The sequence below is a fragment of the Curtobacterium sp. MCBD17_032 genome, assembly GCF_003234855.1.
Taxonomy (GTDB): domain Bacteria; phylum Actinomycetota; class Actinomycetes; order Actinomycetales; family Microbacteriaceae; genus Curtobacterium.
The window spans coordinates 1-17,538 of record NZ_QKTO01000003.1; the positions used below are offsets into that span (position 1 = coordinate 1).

General features: G+C 70.2%; 17 protein-coding genes. 2 read left to right on the forward strand and 15 right to left on the reverse strand.

Going from position 1 to position 17,538, the window contains the following annotated elements; all coding sequences use genetic code 11:
* Window positions 1-421: 421 nt before the first annotated feature.
* The 14 genes from DEI91_RS05495 to otsA all read right to left on the reverse strand — a co-directional run bounded on the left by DEI91_RS05495 (window position 422) and on the right by otsA (window position 14,911).
* Window positions 422-1,192, reverse strand: coding sequence for a fumarylacetoacetate hydrolase family protein (locus DEI91_RS05495; RefSeq protein ID WP_111051339.1), 771 nt, complete (start codon window positions 1,190-1,192; stop codon window positions 422-424).
* Between the two features lie 9 nt (window positions 1,193-1,201).
* Window positions 1,202-2,347, reverse strand: coding sequence for a branched-chain amino acid aminotransferase (locus DEI91_RS05500; RefSeq protein WP_111051340.1), 1,146 nt, complete (start codon window positions 2,345-2,347; stop codon window positions 1,202-1,204).
* A 12-nt stretch (window positions 2,348-2,359) separates the two neighbouring features.
* Window positions 2,360-3,427, reverse strand: a complete 1,068-nt coding sequence (locus DEI91_RS05505; protein ID WP_111051341.1) for a 3-isopropylmalate dehydrogenase — start codon at window positions 3,425-3,427, stop codon at window positions 2,360-2,362.
* Between the two features lie 7 nt (window positions 3,428-3,434).
* On the reverse strand, window positions 3,435-5,024 hold the full coding sequence (gene serA / locus DEI91_RS05510; protein ID WP_111051342.1) for a phosphoglycerate dehydrogenase: 1,590 nt from the start codon (window positions 5,022-5,024) through the stop codon (window positions 3,435-3,437).
* Window positions 5,025-5,132: 108 nt separating this feature from the next.
* Window positions 5,133-5,522, reverse strand: a complete 390-nt coding sequence (locus tag DEI91_RS05515; RefSeq protein WP_111051343.1) for a hypothetical protein — start codon at window positions 5,520-5,522, stop codon at window positions 5,133-5,135.
* On the reverse strand, window positions 5,519-5,941 hold the full coding sequence (locus DEI91_RS05520; RefSeq protein ID WP_111051344.1) for a hypothetical protein: 423 nt from the start codon (window positions 5,939-5,941) through the stop codon (window positions 5,519-5,521). The genes DEI91_RS05515 and DEI91_RS05520 overlap by 4 nt, the downstream gene beginning before the upstream one ends.
* Before the next feature lie 26 nt (window positions 5,942-5,967).
* Window positions 5,968-7,158, reverse strand: a complete 1,191-nt coding sequence (locus DEI91_RS05525) for a mannitol-1-phosphate 5-dehydrogenase (RefSeq protein ID WP_111051345.1) — start codon at window positions 7,156-7,158, stop codon at window positions 5,968-5,970.
* A complete protein-coding gene (locus DEI91_RS16620) occupies window positions 7,149-7,274 on the reverse strand; it encodes a hypothetical protein (RefSeq protein ID WP_258374305.1) in 126 nt (41 codons plus the stop codon). The genes DEI91_RS05525 and DEI91_RS16620 overlap by 10 nt, the downstream gene beginning before the upstream one ends.
* A gap of 73 nt (window positions 7,275-7,347) precedes the next feature.
* Window positions 7,348-8,373 carry a ketol-acid reductoisomerase gene (gene ilvC, locus DEI91_RS05530; protein ID WP_111051346.1) on the reverse strand — a complete coding sequence of 342 codons (1,026 nt, stop codon included), beginning with the start codon at window positions 8,371-8,373 and terminating at the stop codon, window positions 7,348-7,350.
* Between the two features lie 44 nt (window positions 8,374-8,417).
* Window positions 8,418-8,918, reverse strand: a complete 501-nt coding sequence (gene ilvN, locus DEI91_RS05535) for an acetolactate synthase small subunit (RefSeq protein ID WP_110824465.1) — start codon at window positions 8,916-8,918, stop codon at window positions 8,418-8,420.
* The gene (locus tag DEI91_RS05540; RefSeq protein ID WP_111051347.1) at window positions 8,915-10,735 is read right to left on the reverse strand and encodes an acetolactate synthase large subunit; all 1,821 of its coding nucleotides are present in this window, start codon (window positions 10,733-10,735) and stop codon (window positions 8,915-8,917) included. The genes ilvN and DEI91_RS05540 overlap by 4 nt, the downstream gene beginning before the upstream one ends.
* 47 nt (window positions 10,736-10,782) lie before the next feature.
* On the reverse strand, window positions 10,783-12,477 hold the full coding sequence (gene ilvD / locus DEI91_RS05545; protein WP_111051348.1) for a dihydroxy-acid dehydratase: 1,695 nt from the start codon (window positions 12,475-12,477) through the stop codon (window positions 10,783-10,785).
* A 72-nt stretch (window positions 12,478-12,549) separates the two neighbouring features.
* A complete protein-coding gene (gene otsB / locus DEI91_RS05550) occupies window positions 12,550-13,329 on the reverse strand; it encodes a trehalose-phosphatase (protein WP_111051349.1) in 780 nt (259 codons plus the stop codon).
* A complete protein-coding gene (gene otsA, locus DEI91_RS05555) occupies window positions 13,322-14,911 on the reverse strand; it encodes an alpha,alpha-trehalose-phosphate synthase (UDP-forming) (protein ID WP_111051350.1) in 1,590 nt (529 codons plus the stop codon). The genes otsB and otsA overlap by 8 nt, the downstream gene beginning before the upstream one ends.
* 155 nt (window positions 14,912-15,066) lie before the next feature.
* On the opposite strand from otsA, the gene DEI91_RS05560 reads away from it, so the two are divergent.
* Window positions 15,067-16,038 (forward strand): magnesium transporter CorA family protein, encoded by a 972-nt coding sequence (locus DEI91_RS05560; protein WP_111051351.1) that lies wholly within the window; start codon window positions 15,067-15,069, stop codon window positions 16,036-16,038.
* Window positions 16,039-16,072: 34 nt separating this feature from the next.
* Here DEI91_RS05560 and DEI91_RS05565 read toward each other — a convergent pair whose 3' ends face one another.
* Window positions 16,073-17,224 carry an SLC13 family permease gene (locus DEI91_RS05565; RefSeq protein WP_111051352.1) on the reverse strand — a complete coding sequence of 384 codons (1,152 nt, stop codon included), beginning with the start codon at window positions 17,222-17,224 and terminating at the stop codon, window positions 16,073-16,075.
* Between the two features lie 99 nt (window positions 17,225-17,323).
* Between DEI91_RS05565 and DEI91_RS05570 the strand changes: the two genes are divergently transcribed.
* Entirely contained in the window at window positions 17,324-17,524 is a 201-nt protein-coding gene (locus DEI91_RS05570; protein WP_110824472.1) for a hypothetical protein, read from the forward strand.
* The last annotated feature ends 14 nt before the right edge of the window (window positions 17,525-17,538 follow it).

Consider the following 17,538-nt stretch of genomic DNA (forward strand, 5'->3'; position numbering starts at 1 on the left):
TTCAATCCAAAAGGAATTGCTTCATGACCCGACCGGCAAAACCGACCAGGCACGAGGTCAATAAAATTGGCATTGACAATGTGCACGCTGTTGAGTTCTCAAGGACCAGACGCACTCCCCACTCCACACCACCAGGATGCTTCGCCAGAGAGGCTGGTTCGTCGCCCGGGGAAGAACCGGAGCCAGACTGCAGCTCCCGGAGCATCGCTCCGTCAGCGTCTCGGCCGATCCGTTCTCCGCCTCAGCGGCAACGAGTGATTACTCTACACAGCCTGCGAGGACCTGCCAACCGGGGCCCATCCCGGGCGTGTCGTCCGCCTCACAGCGGATCGCGGCCAGGAGGCGCGATGCCGGCCCCGGGACGGACGGAGGCCCGACACCATGCCGGTGTCGGGCCTCCAGGCCGGTCGGGCGTCGCCGGTCAGTGCCGAGCGATCACCGGGTTGCGGAGCGAACCGATGCCGGAGATCGTGACCTCCACCACCTCGCCGTCACGGATGGCGCCGACACCCGCCGGCGTCCCGGTGAGGATGACGTCGCCGGGCAGCAGGGTCCAGATCGACGAGATGAACTCGATGAGCGTCGGGATGTCGTGCACCATCTCGTTCGTCGAGGCCGCCTGACGGAGGTCGCCGTCCACGCGGGTCTCGATGCGGATGTCCGACGGGTCGATCTCGGTCTCGATGACCGGGCCGAGCGGGCAGAAGGTGTCGAAGCCCTTGGCGCGGGCCCACTGTCCGTCGCGGGCCTGCAGGTCCCGGGCGGTCACGTCGTTCGCGACCGTGTAGCCGAGGATGACGCTGGCGAAGTCCTCCTTCGCGACGTTCTTCGCCAGGGACCCGATCACGATCGCGAGTTCGCCCTCGTGGTCGACGCGGCCGATGTCGGCGGGCAGACGGATCGGGTCCTCGGGACCGATGACCGAGGTGTTCGGCTTGAGGAACACCACCGGGTCGTCGGCCGAGCGCTCGTCCATCTCCGAGACGTGTTCGGCGTAGTTGAGCCCGACGCCGATGACCTTCGACCGCGGGATGACCGGGGCGAGCAGCTTCGCGTCGGAGAGCGGCACCCGCTCCCCCGTCGTCTCGAAGCCCTGGTACATCGGGTCGCCGGCGAGCACCACCAGTGCGCGCTCGTCGAGGATGCCGTAACGGGGGTCCTCCCCCTCGGTGCTGAACCGTGCGATCTTCACGCGTCGACCCTACTCAGCACTGGTGGTGGTCGTCGGCTCGGTGAGTTGGACCATCCACCCGTGCGGGTCGGGACGGCGACCGTACTGGATGTCCGTCAGTTCCGTACGCAGCGACATCGTCAGTTCGCCGGCACCGGTGGTCGGCGACCCGATCGTGAACCCGTCGCCACGGAGTTCGGCGATCGGGGTGACGACCGCTGCCGTCCCGCAGGCGAACGCCTCGGTGATCGTGCCGTCGGCGACGCCGTCGCGCCACTCGCTCAGGGCGACCGGACGACGTTCCACGCGGAGGCCGCGGTCGAGCGCGAGCTGCAGGATCGAGTCTCGCGTGATGCCCTCGAGGATGGAGTCCGAGTCCGGCGTGACGAGCGTGCCGTCGGAGCGGACGAGCACGACGTTCATGCCGCCGAGCTCCTCGAGGTACTCGCCCTTCTCGGAGTCGAGGAACATCACCTGCTGACAACCGTGCTCGTACGCCTCCTGCTGCGGGAGCAGGGAGGCCGCGTAGTTGCCGCCGGTCTTCGCCGCACCGGTGCCGCCTCGGGCAGCGCGGGCGTACCGGGTGGACAACCAGATCGACACCGGCTTCGGCCCCGAGGTGAAGTACGCCCCCGCCGGGCTCGCGATGCAGTGGTACTGGACCGCGTGGGCGGCGCGGACGCCGAGGAACGCCTCGGTCGCGATCATGAAGGGTCGGAGGTACAGGCTCGTCTCCGGAGCCGAGGGCACCCACGACTCGTCGGCGCGGACCAGCTGCCGGACCGAGTCGACGAACACCGACTCGGGCAGCTCCGGGAGCGCGAGCCGCCGTGCCGACCGGGCGAACCGACGCGCGTTCGCGTCCGGGCGGAACGACCACACCGAGCCGTCGGCGTGCCGGTAGGCCTTCATGCCCTCGAAGATCTCCTGCGCGTAGTGCAGGACGCTCGCGCTCGGGTCGAGGGACAGGGGTCCGTACGCGTGGACCGAGGCGTCGTGCCAGCCGTCGTCGATCGTCCAGGCGACCGACGCCATGTGATCGGTGAAGTGCTTGCCGAACCCGGGGTCGGCGAGGATCTCCTCGCGCTCCGCCGCCGCTCGGCGCTCCGCGGACGGGACGGTCGCGAAGTCGAGGACGAGGTCGGCGGTGCTGCCGTCGCTGGTGTCGTTGCTCATGGGTGGCTCCTGTCAGGCCGTGGTGGTGCGTGCGCTGACCGCGGCGACGATGGCGTCACCGATCTCGGCCGTCGACCGCCGTGTGGTGCCCCGGTCGGCGAGGTCGGCCTCGACCGCCTGCGTCACCGCTGCCGCGAGGTCCGGCCGGCCGATGTGGTCGAGCAGGAGGGCGACGGACAGGACGGCGGCAGTGGGGTCGGCCAGCTGCTGACCGGCGATGTCCGGAGCCGATCCGTGGACCGGCTCGAACATGCTCGGGAAGGTGCCGTCCGGGTTGATGTTCCCCGAGGCAGCGAGACCGATGCCGCCGCTGATCGCGCCGGCGAGGTCCGTGATGATGTCGCCGAAGAGGTTGTCCGTCACGATGACGTCGAACCGCGAGGGCTCCCGCACCATGTGGATCATGACGGCGTCGACGTGCTGGTAGTCGACCGTGACGTCCGGGTACTCCTGCCCGACCGCCGCCACGGTCCGCTGCCAGAGCGACCCGGCGTGGACGAGGACGTTGCTCTTGTGCACGAGGGTCAGGTGCTGCCGCGGACGCCGTGACGCCAGGTCGAACGCGTACCGCACCACCCGCTCCACCCCGTGCGCGGTGTTGAGCGAGACCTCGGTGGCGATCTCGTGCGGGGTGCCGACGCGGATGGCACCACCGTTGCCGACGTACGGTCCCTCGGTGCCCTCGCGGACGACGACGAAGTCCACGTCGCCGGGCGCGGCGAGCGGGGAGGCGATTCCGTCGTGCACCGTCGTCGGGCGGAGGTTGACGTAGTGGTCGAAGGCGAACCGCAGCTTCAGGAGCAGCCCGCGCTCGATGATCCCACCGGCGAGCCGCGGGTCGCGCGGGTCGCCGCCGACGGCACCGAGGAGGATCGCGTCGTGCTCGGCGACCGCCGCCATGTCGTCCTCGGTGAGGATGTCCCCGGTCTCGAGGAACCGGGTCGCGCCGAGCGAGAACGGCGTCTCCTGTACGTCGAGCTCGGTACCGACCACGGCGTGCAGGACCTTGAGCGCCTCGTCGACGACCTCGGGACCGATGCCGTCCCCGCGGATGACCGCCAGCTTGAGCGTCTGCGACATGGGTCTCCTAGAGCGTGATGTCGATCTCGCGGAGCGATGCCGCGTCGATCGTCGAACGGACGTGCTCGAGCACCTCGTCCGGCACCGGCGAGTCGACGGTCAGCACGCTGAGCGCTTCCCCACCGGCGGACTGCCGCGCGATCTGCATCGCGGCGATGTTGATGCCCGCGTCGCCGAACTCCTTGCCGTACACCGCGACGATGCCCGGACGGTCCGTGTACGCCATCACCACGTGGTGCTTGTCGAGGGCGACCTCGACGTCGTAGCCGTTGATCTCGACGAGCTTCTCGACCTGCTTCGGGCCGGTCAGCGTGCCGGAGACGCTGATCGCCGGCCCGTCGGACTGCGCTCCGCGGATGGTGAGCAGGTTGCGGTACTCCGGGCTGTCACCGTCGGTGATGAGCCGGACCGTGACGCCACGTTGTTCGGCGATGAGCGGGGCGTTGACGTAGGACACCTGGTCGCTGACGACGTCGGTGAACACGCCCTTGAGCGCGGCGAGCTTCAGCACGCTCACGTCGTAGTCGGCGAGCTCCCCGTGCACCTCCACGTCGATGCTCGTGACCGGGGAGGTCGCCATCGCGGTGAACACCTGGCCGAGCTTCTCGACGAGCGGGATGCCGGGCCGGACGTAGGGGTCGATGACGCCACCGGCGACGTTGACCGCATCGGGCACGAGCTCGCCGCCGAGGGCCAGGCGGACCGACTTCGCGACGGCGACACCGGCCTTCTCCTGCGCTTCGTCGGTGGAGGCCCCGAGGTGCGGGGTCACGACGACGTTCGGCAGCGACACGAGCGGCGAGTCCTTCGGCGGCTCGGACACGAAGACGTCGAGACCGGCGCCGGCGATCGTGTTCGAGGTGAGCGCACGGTGCAGCGCGTCCTCGTCGATGAGACCGCCGCGGGCCACGTTCACGACGAACGCGGTGGGCTTCATGAGGGCGAACTGGTCGTCGGAGATCATGCCGACCGTCTCCGGCGTCTTCGGCATGTGGATCGTGGTGAAGTCCGCGCGGCGGAGCAGGTCCTCGAGGGACACGAGCTCGACCCCGAGCTGCTGTGCGCGAGCGGTCGTGACGTACGGGTCGAACGCGATGACCGAGACGCCGAAGGCCTGCAGGCGCTGCGTGATGAGCGCACCGATCCGGCCGAGCCCGATGATGCCGACGGTCTTCTCGTACAGCTCGACGCCCGTGTAGGACGACCGCTTCCACGCGCCGGCTGCCAACGACGCGTGCGCCGCGGGGATGTGCCGGGCGAGGGACAGGATGTGCCCGACGGTCAGCTCGGCGGCGGAGATGATGTTCGACGTCGGCGCGTTCACCACCATGACGCCCGCGGTCGTGGCCGCCTTGATGTCCACGTTGTCGAGGCCGACACCGGCCCGCGCGATCACCTGCAGCTGCGGTGCGGCGGCGATCGCCTCGGCGTCGACCTTCGTCGCGGACCGGACGAGGATCGCGTGCGCGTCGGACAGTGCGGAGAGCAGGGCCGGACGGTCGGTACCGTCGACGTTCCTGATCTCGAAGTCGGGCCCGAGGGCGTCGACGGTGGCGGGCGAGAGTTCTTCGGCGATCAGGACGACCGGCTTCGACACGACTGCTGTTCCTCACACGAGACGGGTGGTGTACCACCACCCTACCGACGCGACCGGGTCGTTACGACGCGCTCGGGGGTCTTCCCGACCGCACGGCCGGCGTCCGCCTCAGAAGTCGAGCAGGCGCGGCACGAAGAGCTGCAGGTCGAGCCAGATCGCCCCGGCAGCCGCGAAGGCGAGCAGGAACACCGCCGCCGTCACGGCCAGCGACGACCGGCGGGTGACCCACAGGGCGACGGCGAAGGCCACGGGTGCGATCGCGATGTCCAGGACGAGCCAGACCCACGGCACGGCGCGTCGCAGCGAGTCGCCACCGGAGGAGCTCGCGATGAACGCGTTGAACTCCTGGACCGAGCGTGACACCGTCACGAGGTTCCCGACGCTCTGCACGGTCATGTAGGCGAGGAGCACCGCGAAGACCACCCAGATCACGATCCGACCGAGGAGCTGTCCGTGTGGGCGAGCCGCGCGGTCCACACCGCCACCGACCGCGGTCACCCGAAGCTCCGCGTCATGAGGAACGGCCACGGGAAGAGCAGCACCGCGCCGAGGAGCATCCAGAGCAGTCGCGTGCGGGTGCGCCGCGTGCGGGCCGCCCAGAGCACCACCGCGAACCAGAGCGCCGGTGCGACGATCGACAGGAACCGCAGGACCTCGACGTAGCCGCTCAGGACGGCGTCGACGCCCGAGACGTAGGTGGTCGACGCGGTGAGCAGCCAGGCCACGGTGTAGAGCAGGTACAGCCCGCCGAAGACGCCGAACCCGATCAGGGCGCCGGAGGTCTCCGGGGCGTCGGGGTCGCGGTCGTCGCGCTCCTTGACGGCGATCGGGTTGTGCGCGGCGTCCACGTGCGTCGCGTCATCGGCGTCACCCCACGACAGGGCGTCGTCGTCGTCGGGTTCCCGTGCCTCCGTCATGCCGTCGAGTCTACGAGGGTCGCCGCTCATGCCTGGGCTGGCTGGGTCTCGAGGACACCGGCCACGACGTCGCGGACGGCCGGGAACAGCGGGTGCCCCTCCATGAGCCCGGTGAGGATCTCGGTGAGGGCGTGCGCCGTCGCGCCGGATCGGAGCAGCGCATGGAGCTCGTACGACTCGGGGTCGTCCTGGTCGTCGAACTCGAGCGCGACGCGGACGGCGCCGAGCAGGTGGTCGACCGGGAGGCCCCGCTCGGCGAGCTGCGCGGCCGGGCCGATGAACCGCTCGCGGCGGCCGAGCTTGCGGAGCGGGTTCCGACCGACGCGCAGCGTCGTGTCCGGGAGGAGCGGGTTGGCGATCCGCGTCAGGTTCGCCGCGACGTACCGGGCGTGCTCCTCCGGGTCGAAGCCGTGCTTCGCGACGAGCAGTGCGGTCGTCTCCGCGAGCACCCCGTCGACCTCCGCCCGCACGGCGGGGTCCTGGAGGGCCTCCCGGATCAGGCGGATGCCGCGGACCCAGCCGTGGTAAGCGGCGGTCGCATGCGCGGTGTTGACGGTGTACAGCTTGCGCTCGACGAACGGCTGCAGGTCGTCCACCCAGGTCACGCCGTCGATGACGGGGTGCTCGGCGTCGGTGCCGGCGAAGGGCGTGCGCTCGATGACCCACTCGTAGAACGGTTCGAGCACGACGTCGAGCCCGCCGGACTGGCCGAGCACGCCGGACTGGTCCGGCACGATGCGGTCGATCGCGCAGTTCGCGAAGACCGCGGCGATGTCGCGGTCTTCGAGGATCGGGGCACGACGGATGCTCGCGTGCAGTGAGTCGGTGGCGTTGAACGCGTTCTCGCACGCGACGATCGTGACCTCGCCACGGTCGAGGGGACGGGCCGCCAGGCCCTCCGCGATGAGCGGGGCGACGAGGGGCAGCGTGCGGGCGCCCACGGCCGTGGTGACGACGTCGGCCTCGGCGATGGCACGGACGACGCGGTCGCGGTCCGTCTTGCTGTTCAGGGCACGGAACCCGGCGACCGTGTGCTCGACCGGCATCTCACCGACCTCGTGCACGACGAACCGCCCGGCTTCGTTGAGCGCCGCGACGACGCGCTCGTCGACGTCGACGAACGTGAGGTCGTAGCCGCTCGCCACGAGGAACTGGCCCACGAACCCGCGCCCGATCTTGCCGGCGCCGATGTGGACCGCTCGTCTCGTCACCGCCATCCGACGATCATCCCACGTCGGGCGGACGGGCCGCGCCACGCTGCGGGCACGACGGCGTGCGTCATCGCGTTGCGTCGACGTCGGGCGGCGTCGGGGTACTGGAGGAGCTGCTGCATCGTGTCCGGGTCACATCGAGAGGCGGCGGTGCACTGCACCGCCGCCTCGCGGGTCGAGCTTGTCTCAGGCAGACTACCGCGCGGCCGAACCGTCGACGTAGTCGGAGTCGGCCTGCTTCCACGCGAACAGCTTGCGGAGCTCGCGGCCGGTCGCCTCGACGGGGTGGCCCTCGCCCTTCTCGCGGAGGGCCGTGAACTCCGGCGCGCCGGCGTCCTGGTCCTCGATGAAGCGCTTCGCGAAGGTGCCGTCCTGGATGTCGGCGAGCACGGCCTTCATGTTCTCCTTGACCTCGGGCGAGATCACGCGCGGGCCGGAGACGTAGTCACCGAACTCGGCGGTGTCGGAGATCGACCAGCGCTGCTTGGTGAGACCGCCCTCCCAGATGAGGTCGACGATGAGCTTGAGCTCGTGCAGCACCTCGAAGTAGGCGATCTGCGGCTGGTAGCCCGCCTCGACCAGGGTCTCGAAGCCGTACTGGATGAGCTGCGACGTGCCACCGCAGAGGACGGCCTGCTCACCGAACAGGTCGGTCTCGGTCTCCTCGGTGAACGTGGTCTTGATGCCGCCGGAGCGCAGACCGCCGATGGCCTTCGAGTAGGACCAGGCGAGGTCCCAGGCGCTGCCGGACGCGTCGACCTCGACCGCGACGATGACCGGAACACCACGGCCGGCCTCGTACTCGCGGCGGACGGTGTGGCCCGGGCCCTTCGGCGCGACGAGCGAGACGTCCACGCCCTCCGGCGCCTCGATGTAGCCGTAGCGGATGTTGAAGCCGTGACCGAAGACGAGCGTCGCACCCTGCTTGAGGTTCGGGGCGATGTCGTCCTTGTAGACGATCCGCTGCACCTGGTCCGGGGTGAGGATGACGACGACGTCGGCCCACGCGGTGGCGTCGGCCGGGGTCAGCACCTCGAAGCCGGCCTCTTCGGCCTTCTGGCGGCTCTTCGAGCCCTCCTTGAGGCCGATCTTGACCTCGACGCCGGAGTCGCGGAGGTTGAGGGCGTGGGCGTGGCCCTGCGACCCGTAGCCGATGACCGCGACCTTCTTGCCCTGGATGAGGCTGAGGTCGGCGTCGGCGTCGTACACGATGTCAGTCACGGTGCGTGATCTCCTTGGTTCGGTGGTCTCTGGCTGACCGGTGCTCAGCGCACCCGGTCGGTGATGCTCTTCGGTCCGCGGCCCATGCCCAGGAGTCCGGCGCGGGCCAGCTCCTTGATGCCGTAGGGCTCGAGGACGCGCAGGATCGCCTGGATCTTGCCGGGGTCACCGGTCACCTCGACGACGAGCGAGTCGGTGGCGACGTCGACGACCTGCGCCCGGAACAGCGTCACGGCGTCGAGCACCGCGGACCGGGTCTGGTTGTCGACACGCACCTTCACGAGCATGTGTTCGCGCTGCACCGACTGGGGGAAGTCGAGCTCCACGATCTTGATGACGTTGACGAGCTTGTTGAGCTGCTTCGTCACCTGCTCGAGCGGCAGGTCCTCGACGTCCACCACCACGGTGATGCGGCTCAGGCCGTCCACCTCGGTGCTGCCGACGGCGAGCGACTCGATGTTGAAGCCGCGTCGGGCGAACAGCCCGGCGACACGGGTCAGCAGACCCGGCTTGTCCTCGACAAGGAGGGACAGGACGTGGCTCATGCGGGCTCCCCCGTCATGTCGGCGTCCTCGTCGTCCCAGGTGGGCGCGAGTTCGCGGGCGTACTGGATGGAGGAGTTGCCCACACCCTGCGGGACCATCGGCCAGACCATCGAGTCGCGGCTGACCACGAAGTCGATGACGACCGGGCGGTCGTTGGTGTCGAGCGCGAGCTGGATCGCGGCGTCGATGTCCTCGGGCCGCTCCACCCGGATGCCGAGTGCTCCGTAGGCGTCCGCGAGCTTCACGAAGTCCGGCACACGGCGGGTGCCGTGCCCGGTCTGCAGGTCGGTGAACGAGTGACGGCCGTCGTAGAACAGCGTCTGCCACTGCCGCACCATGCCGAGCGACGAGTTGTTGATCACCGCGACCTTGATCGGGATGTCGTTGATGACGCAGGTCGCGAGCTCCTGGTTCGTCATCTGGAAGCAGCCGTCACCGTCGATCGCCCACACCACGCGGTCCGGCTGGGCGACCTTGGCGCCCATCGCGGCCGGGACGGAGTAGCCCATCGTGCCGGCGCCGCCGGAGTTGAGCCACGCGTTCGGGCGCTCGTACTGGATGAACTGTGCCGACCACATCTGGTGCTGCCCGACACCGGAGGCGAACACGCCCTCCGGTCCGGTCATCTCGCCGATGCGGCGGATGACGTGCTGCGGCGCGATGAGGCCGTCCTGCGGCTCGACGTACCCGAGCGGGAAGTCTGCGCGGATCTTGTCGAGGTGCGCCCACCAGTCGGCCGTGGAGGCCCGCTCGGACTGGTCGACGGCGGCCCACGCCTCGAGCAGGTCCGCCAGCACGACCTTCGCGTCCCCGACGATCGGCACGTCGGCGAAGCGGATCTTCGAGATCTCGGCCGGGTCGATGTCGACGTGCACGACCTTGGCGTCCGGGGCGAACTCGTCGGCCTTCCCGGTCACGCGGTCGTCGAAGCGGGCGCCGAGCGCGATGATGAGGTCGCTCTCCTGGAGCCCGAGGACCGCGGGCACGGTGCCGTGCATGCCCGGCATGCCGAGGTGCTGCGGGTGCGAGTCCGGGAACGCTCCGCGCGCCATGAGCGTCGTGACCACCGGCGCGCCCGTCGCCTCGGCGAAGCGCAGGAGTTCCGGGGAGGCACCGGCACGGATGACGCCGCCGCCGACGTACAGGACCGGGCGGCTCGACTCGGCGAGCAGCTGCGCGGCGGCGGTGATCTGCTTGCCGTGTGCCTTGGTCACCGGACGGTAGCCCGGCAGGTCGATCTTCGGCGGCCAGACGTACGGCGCCGACATCTGCTGCGCGTCCTTGGTGATGTCCACGAGCACCGGGCCGGGCCGACCGGTCGTCGCGATCTGGTGCGCGGCGGCGATCGTGGCGGGGATGTCCTCGGGCTTCGTGACGAGGAACGAGTGCTTCGTGATCGGCATCGTGATCCCGACGATGTCGGCTTCCTGGAAGGCGTCCGTCCCCATCAGGGTCGAGAAGACCTGCCCGGTGATCGCGATGAACGGCACGGAGTCCATGTAGGCGTCGGCGATCGCGGTGACGAGGTTCGTCGCACCGGGGCCGGACGTCGCGATCGCGACGCCGACCTTGCCGGACGAGGACGCGTAGCCCTCGGCGGCGTGGCCGGCGCCCTGCTCGTGCCGGACCAGGATGTGGCGGATGGTCGTCGACGCCATGAGCTCGTCGTAGAACGGGATGATGGCGCCGCCGGGCAGGCCGAAGACGTCGGTGATCCCGAGGTGCTCGAGCGTCCGGAGGACGGCTCCCGAGCCGGTCAGGACCTCTGGTGAGCGACGTGCTCCGGCAGCGGACAGCGGTGTGGCTTCCGTGGGCATGAACGGTTCCTTGCCTGGAGGGATGGCGATGTGTCGGGGTGTCGACGTCAGCCCGTGACCGCGCCGAGGGCGGCGGACTGGACGAGCTTGGCGTACTTCGCGAGGACTCCGCGGGTGTAGCGCGGGGGCAACGGTTCCCAGCCTGCTCGGCGGGATTCCAGCTCGGCGTCGTCGACCAGTAGGTCGAGCGAGCGAGCCGCGATGTCGACACGGATGCGGTCGCCATCGCGCACGAATGCCACTGGACCTGCGTCCACGGCTTCCGGTGCGATGTGGCCGATGCAGAGGCCGGTTGTGCCGCCTGAGAATCGACCGTCCGTCAAGAGTAGTACATCCTTGCCGAGGCCTGCGCCCTTGATGGCCGCCGTGATGGCCAGCATCTCGCGCATGCCCGGTCCGCCCTTGGGGCCCTCGTAGCGGATGACCACGACGTCGCCCTTCTGGATGCGGCCCTCGGTGAGGGCGTCCATGGCGGCACGCTCGCGGTCGAACACCCGCGCGGGCCCCTCGAACACCGAGGCGTCGAAGCCGGCCGTCTTGACGACGGCACCCTCCGGCGCGAACGAGCCCTGCAGGATCGTCAGGCCACCGGTCGCGTGGATCGGGTTGTCGATCTTCCGGAAGACCTCGCCGTCGAGCTCGGGCGGGTCGATCGCCGCCAGGTTCTCGCCGACGGTCTTGCCCGTGACGGTCATGCAGTCGCCGTGCAGCAGACCGGCCTCGAGCAGGGCCTTCATGATCACCGGGATGCCGCCGTTGCGGTCGACGTCGACCATCACGTACTTGCCGAAGGGCTTCATGTCGGCGAGGTGCGGGACCTTCGAGCCGATGCGGTTGAAGTCGTCGAGGGTGAGCTCGACCTCGGCCTCGTGGGCGATCGCGAGCAGGTGCAGCACGGCGTTCGTCGACCCGCCGAGGGCCATGAGCACGGTGATGGCGTTCTCGAAGGCCTCGCGCGTCAGGATGTCGCGGGCGGTCAGGCCCAGGCGCAGCATGTTCACGACGGCCTCACCGGATCGGTGCGCGTAGTAGTCGCGACGACGGTCCGCGCTCGGCGGCGCGGCGGACCCGGGCAGCGACATGCCGAGCGCCTCGGCCAGGCTCGCCATGGTGTTCGCGGTGTACATGCCACCGCAGGCGCCCTCGCCGGGGACGATCGCGCACTCGATCTCCTTCAGCTCGGCCTCGGTCATGGTGCCGGCCTTGCACGCGCCGACGCCCTCGAAGGAGTCGATGATCGTGACTTCCTTCATCGACCCGTCGGCCTGCTTGACGTAGCCCGGCATGACCGACCCGGCGTACAGGAACACGCTCGCCAGGTCGAGGCGCGCGGCGGCCATGAGCATGCCCGGCAGGGACTTGTCGCAGCCGGCGAGCAGGACGGTGCCGTCCAGGCGCTCCGCGCTGACGACCGTCTCGACGCTGTCTGCGATGACCTCGCGCGAGACGAGCGAGAAGTGCATGCCCTCGTGGCCCATCGAGATGCCGTCGGACACCGAGATGGTGCCGAACTGCAGCGGGTAGCCGCCCCCGCCGTGCACGCCTTCCTTGGCGCCCTGGGCGAGCCGGTCGAGGGAGAGGTTGCAGGGAGTGATCTCGTTCCAGGACGAGGCGATGCCGATCTGCGGCTTCTCCCAGTCCTCGTCGCCCATCCCGACGGCCCGCAGCATGCCACGCGAAGTGGTTGCTTCGATCCCGTCGGTGACGACCCTGCTGCGCGGCTTCACGTCGATGTCAGGCATGTCCAGAGTCTAGGACCGTTTGGGATACCAGTGGCGCAACACCATGCGTCTGCATCGTGTTGCGCCCCTCGGTCAGCGCGTGGCCCGGAGTCGTCCGAGCTGCTTGAGCACGTCGGTCAGGGCTGCCGGGTCGGCGACACGGTGGGCGGCCAGGGTGTCCCCCTCCCCCACCTTCACGCCGACGTCGCCGTCGCGGAGCACCCGGAAGCCGTCCTCGTCGGTGACGTCGTCGCCGGCGAAGAACACCCCGTCCGCTCCGTGGAGTTCCCGGAGGCGGTCGATCGCGTCACCCTTCGTGACGTGCCGGACCGCGAACTCGAGGATGTCCTTGCCCCCGCGCTCGAGCACGCCGGGGTCGGCGTCGTGCGCCGCGCGGCTCGCCTCGGCGTTCGTCGCGGCGGCCTCCTCCGCGCTCACCCGCCGGGTGTGCACGGCGTGCCCGGCCGGCTTGTGCTCGACCACGACGCCGGGGTGCCGGGCACCGACCGCGTCGAGCACCGCGCCGATCCGGGCGACCCGCGCGGTCTCGTCCTCGGTCAGAGCGGCTTCGTCGTGGCCGTCGACCCGCCACTCCACGCCGTGCGAGCCGATCAGGGCCATGCCCTCCGGCGCATGGGACACCGCCGCCAGACTTCCGAGCGGTCGTCCGGACACGAGCACGACCTCCGTGTCCCGTGCACGCTGCAGGGTGAGGACGGCGGCCCAGCTGCCGGGCAGCGCACCCACCTGCGCGGGGTCGTCGGCGAAGGGCGCGAGTGTCCCGTCGAAGTCGAGCGCCACGAGCAGTCGCGGCGCGGCCGCGAGCGTCTCGAGCGCCGGGGCGAGACCGGTCCCCGTCGTCTGGTCAGGCATCACGGTCCTCCCGGGTGTCCTCCGCGGCACGCGCCGTCTGGGCGTCCTGGTCGAAGATCGACGTGCCGTCGGTCGGTGCCTCGCGGTGCGGCTCGCCCTGGTCGGCCGCCGGGTCGATCTGGGCGCTCTTCGGCGCGTGACGGTCGAGCGCTTCCAGGAAGGAGCGGGACCACCGCGCCACGTCGTTGTCGCGCACGCGCTTGCGGAGCGCCCGCATGCGTGTGGACCGCTCGCGACGTGGCATCTCGATCGCGCGCTGGATCGAGTCCTTCAGCGCCCCGATGTCGTGCGGGTTGACGATGACGGCCTGCTTGAGCTCGTCGGCGGCACCGGCGAACTCGGACAGGATGAGCACGCCGTCGTTGTCGAACCGGCTCGCGACGTACTCCTTCGCGACGAGGTTCATGCCGTCCCGGAGCGCCGTGACGAGCATGATGTCGGCTGCGAGGTAGAGCGCCACCATCTCCTCGCGGGGGTAGCCGTGGTGCAGGTAGGAGATCGGCTGGTGGCCGATGACGCCGAGGTCGCCGTTGATGCGCCCGACCGTGAGCTCGATCTCGTCACGGAGCATCCGGTAGGTGTCCACGCGCTCACGGCTCGGGCTGGCGACCTGGATGAGCGCCGCGTCCTCCACCGCCAGGCGTCCGTCCTCGACGAGCTCGCCGAACGCCTTGATGCGGTGCCGGATGCCCTTCGTGTAGTCGAGACGGTCGACCCCGAGCAGCACGGTCTTCGGGTTCCCGAGGCCGTCTCGGATCTCCTTCGCACGCTGCTGTACCTCGGGGCGGCGGGCGATCTCCTCGAAGCTCTCGGCGTCGATCGAGATCGGGAAGTGCCGCGCCTCGACGTGGCGCACGGTCACGCCCTTGCGGCTGCGTGGCGCCTGCGGGTCGTCGACCGGGACGTCGACGACCGAGCCCTTCGTCGTGTAGCCCTTGATGTGCCGGACGGCACGGAGGAAGTCGCTCGCGTCGTCCTGGCGCTGGAACCCGATGACGTCCGCACCGAGCAGACCGTCCAGGATCTGCGCGCGCCAGGGCAGCTGGGCGTAGATGCCGACCGGCGGGAACGGGATGTGGTTGAAGAACCCGATCGTCAGGTCCGGGCGGAGGGTGCGCAGGAGTGCCGGCACGAGCTGCAGCTGGTAGTCCTGCACCCAGACGATGCCGTCCTGCTCGGCGATCTCGGCGATCTGCTCCGCGAAGCGCTGGTTCACGCGCTTGTACGCGTTCCACCAGTCGCGGTGGTAGCTCGGGTGCTCGATGACGTCGTGGTAGAGGGGCCACAGTGTGTCGTTGCTGAAGCCCTCGTAGTACTCCTGCACGTCGTCGGCGCTGAGCGGGACCGGCACGATGTGGATGCCCTCGTTGTCGAACGGGTCGACCGTGACGTCGGGCTGCCCGACCCAGCCCACCCACGCCCCGTCGTTCTGGCGCATCACCGGCTCGAGCGCCGTGACCAGGCCGCCGGGAGAGTGCCGCCAGCCCTCCGTGCCGTCCTCCTCGACCACCCGGTCGACGGGCAGTCGGTTCGAGGCGACGATGAATGCGTACCGGGTGCTGTCCGTGCGGTCTGCGGGCATGGGTGGCGGGTGCTCCGTTCCTGCCCGGCGGCCTGCCGGGGCGTCGACCCGAAACTACCAGCGACCGGTCGACCGGGCTGAGGGGACGTTCACGGACGGGCACCGGAGCGCCCAGACCGTCGGGTGCCACCGGACCGCCTCGCTAGGCTCGCCCCATGGTGAGCACGCGCTGCTGGCAGGACGGGTCGCCGGCGGAGCAGGACTTCCCGGTCGGACACGTGTCGGAACTGGTCGCCCGCGACGGCGCCTTCGTCTGGGTCGACTTCACGGATCCGACACCGGCCGACCTCGAGCAGGTCGAGGGCGAGCTCGGCATCCACGCCCTCGCGGTCGAGGACGCCGTGGAGGGCGGACAGCGTCCGAAGCTCGACCGGTACCGCGACAGCCTGTTCCTCGTCGTCTACGACACGCACGGGCCGGGCGCGGACGGCGAGCTCGTCACGCACGAGGTGAAGGCGTTCGTCACCTCCCACGCGCTCGTGACGATCCACGGCGCCGACTTCGACACCTCCGCGGTCCAGCGCCGGTGGGACGCCAACAGCGACCTCGCCGACCACGGGGTCCCGTGGCTGCTGTGGGGCCTGCTCGACACGGTCGTCGACCATGCCACGAGCGTCCTCGAGACGATCGAGCGGGACATCGACGCGCTCGAGGACGACCTGTTCGAGAACGGTGACCCGCGCGAGCAGCAGATCCAGCGGCGCTCGTTCCGGCTCCGGAAGGCGCTCGGTGTGCTGCGCCGGCTCGTCGTCCCCACCCGGGACAGCGTCGGGTCGCTGCTGCATGGAGACGCCGAGACGATCGTCGACGGGGTCCGCCCGTACTTCCGGGACGTCGAGGACCACCTCGTGTCGATCGCGGACACCGTCGAGCAGCAGCGGGACGCGGTCTCCAGCGTCCTGGAGACGAACCTGAACCTGGCGTCGAACCGGCAGAACACCGTCATGAAGAAGGTGACGAGTTGGGCGGCGATCATCGCCATCCCGACCGGCATCACGAGCTTCTTCGGGCAGAACGTCAAGTTCCCCGGCGCGGGCGAGTGGAGCGGGCTGTGGGCGTCGCTCGCGCTCACCGTGGTGACGTCGCTGGTCCTCTACCGGTCGTTCAAGCACCGCGACTGGCTCTGAGCGCCGGCACCGCGAGCGCGCCGGGCACGACGGATCAGATCTGCAGCGCCAGCACGCCCGCGACGACGGTGAGCGGTGCGACCACGCACCCGAGGGTGATGTAGCGCCCCCACGACAGCCGGATGCCCTCGGCCGTGAGCCGCGCGTGCCACAGCAGCGTCGCGAGCGAGGCCCACGGTGTGATGAGACACCCCGCGTTCACGCCGACGAGCAGTGCCGCGTACCGCAGGGCCTCGTGCCCCGCCGCCGGTTCGAGCACCAGGTAGGCGGGCAGGTTGTCGATGGCGTTCGCCGCGACCGCGCCCGCACCGCCGAGGAGCAGCAGCGACCCGGTACCGGTGCCGCCGCCGACGGCCTGCACGAGCGGGTCGGTGACGCCGGTGGCGTGCAGGGTCTCGACGACGACGAAGAGCCCGGCCGCGAAGACGAGCGTCGACCACGGGACGCGGGACGGCTTGAGCTCCCGCGGGGCCCGCCATGCCGCGACGCCGATGAGCACGAGTGCCGCGACGACGGCGGCGACCCAGACCTCCACCCCGGCGGTCAGTGCGACGACCAGGGCGACCAGGACGGCCGAGGCCGCCCAGAAGAACACGGGGTCCGACGCGGCCCGGAGCCCGACCGGTGTGTAGCGCCCGAACAGCGAGCGACGGAACACCACGAGCAGCACCGCGCACGGCACGACGACCCCGGCGAGCGCCGCCCACACCATGAGCCCGGCGAACGGCAGCGGTCCGTCGAGCCCGATCCCGTCCACGGCGAGCAGGTTCGTCAGGTTCGACACCGGCAGCAGCAGCGACGCCGTGTTCGCCAGCCAGACGGTGGTGAGGGCGAACGGCATCGGCGGCAGGCCCACCCGACGCGCGAGCGCGATGACGATCGGCGTCAGCAGCACCGCGGTGGTGTCGATCGACAGGAACACCGTGCAGACCACAGCGAGCACGACGACCGCCGCCCACAGACCGATGGTCCGGCCGCCGCCGACCCGCGCCGCGAGGTCGGCGAGCCGGTCGAAGACGCCCGCGTCCGCCGCGAGCTCGGAGACGATCGTCAGCCCGAGCACGAAGCCGAGCACCGGCAGGACCCGCTCCGCGAGCGCCGCGAGTTCCGGGAGCGGCAGCAGCCCGAGGGCGACGCACACCGCCCCGGCGGCGAGCAGGACGGCTCCGATGACGGCTTGGCGCACGATACGTCTCCTTCTCGGCTGGCCGGAGGTCCCTGTGCGCCCGGCGGCGCTCCAATGTACTGCCCGGTAACGTGGCCCGGACGACGACAGGAGGAACCCGTGCGGAAGTTCATGTTCAGCGGTGCGGTGTGGGGCTCGCTCATCAGCGGCTACAGCGTGCTGCAGACGACCAGGCGTGGACCGCGTGACTGGCGGCTCGCCCTGACCTGGGTGGCCTGGCTCTCGACCACGATCGTGGCGGTCGGCACGGTCGTCGAGGACGACCGTGCGGTGAAGGCGAAGCAGCGCGCGGCGCGCTGACGCACCCCACCACG

Excerpts from the sequence above, each read along its gene's own strand:
- DEI91_RS05505 (WP_111051341.1), bottom strand. The coding sequence starts at position 3,427 with ATGTCGCAGACGCTCAAGCTGGCGGTCATCCGCGGGGACGGCATCGGT.
- ilvN (WP_110824465.1), bottom strand. The coding sequence starts at position 8,918 with ATGAGCCACGTCCTGTCCCTCCTTGTCGAGGACAAGCCGGGTCTGCTG.
- DEI91_RS05525 (WP_111051345.1), bottom strand. The coding sequence starts at position 7,158 with ATGGCGGTGACGAGACGAGCGGTCCACATCGGCGCCGGCAAGATCGGG.
- DEI91_RS05560 (WP_111051351.1), top strand. The coding sequence starts at position 15,067 with ATGGTGAGCACGCGCTGCTGGCAGGACGGGTCGCCGGCGGAGCAGGAC.
- DEI91_RS05540 (WP_111051347.1), bottom strand. The coding sequence starts at position 10,735 with ATGCCCACGGAAGCCACACCGCTGTCCGCTGCCGGAGCACGTCGCTCA.
- DEI91_RS05520 (WP_111051344.1), bottom strand. The coding sequence starts at position 5,941 with ATGACGGAGGCACGGGAACCCGACGACGACGACGCCCTGTCGTGGGGT.
- otsB (WP_111051349.1), bottom strand. The coding sequence starts at position 13,329 with ATGCCTGACCAGACGACGGGGACCGGTCTCGCCCCGGCGCTCGAGACG.
- ilvD (WP_111051348.1), bottom strand. The coding sequence starts at position 12,477 with ATGCCTGACATCGACGTGAAGCCGCGCAGCAGGGTCGTCACCGACGGG.
- DEI91_RS05500 (WP_111051340.1), bottom strand. The coding sequence starts at position 2,347 with ATGAGCAACGACACCAGCGACGGCAGCACCGCCGACCTCGTCCTCGAC.
- otsA (WP_111051350.1), bottom strand. The coding sequence starts at position 14,911 with ATGCCCGCAGACCGCACGGACAGCACCCGGTACGCATTCATCGTCGCC.
- DEI91_RS16620 (WP_258374305.1), bottom strand. The coding sequence starts at position 7,274 with ATGCAGCAGCTCCTCCAGTACCCCGACGCCGCCCGACGTCGACGCAAC.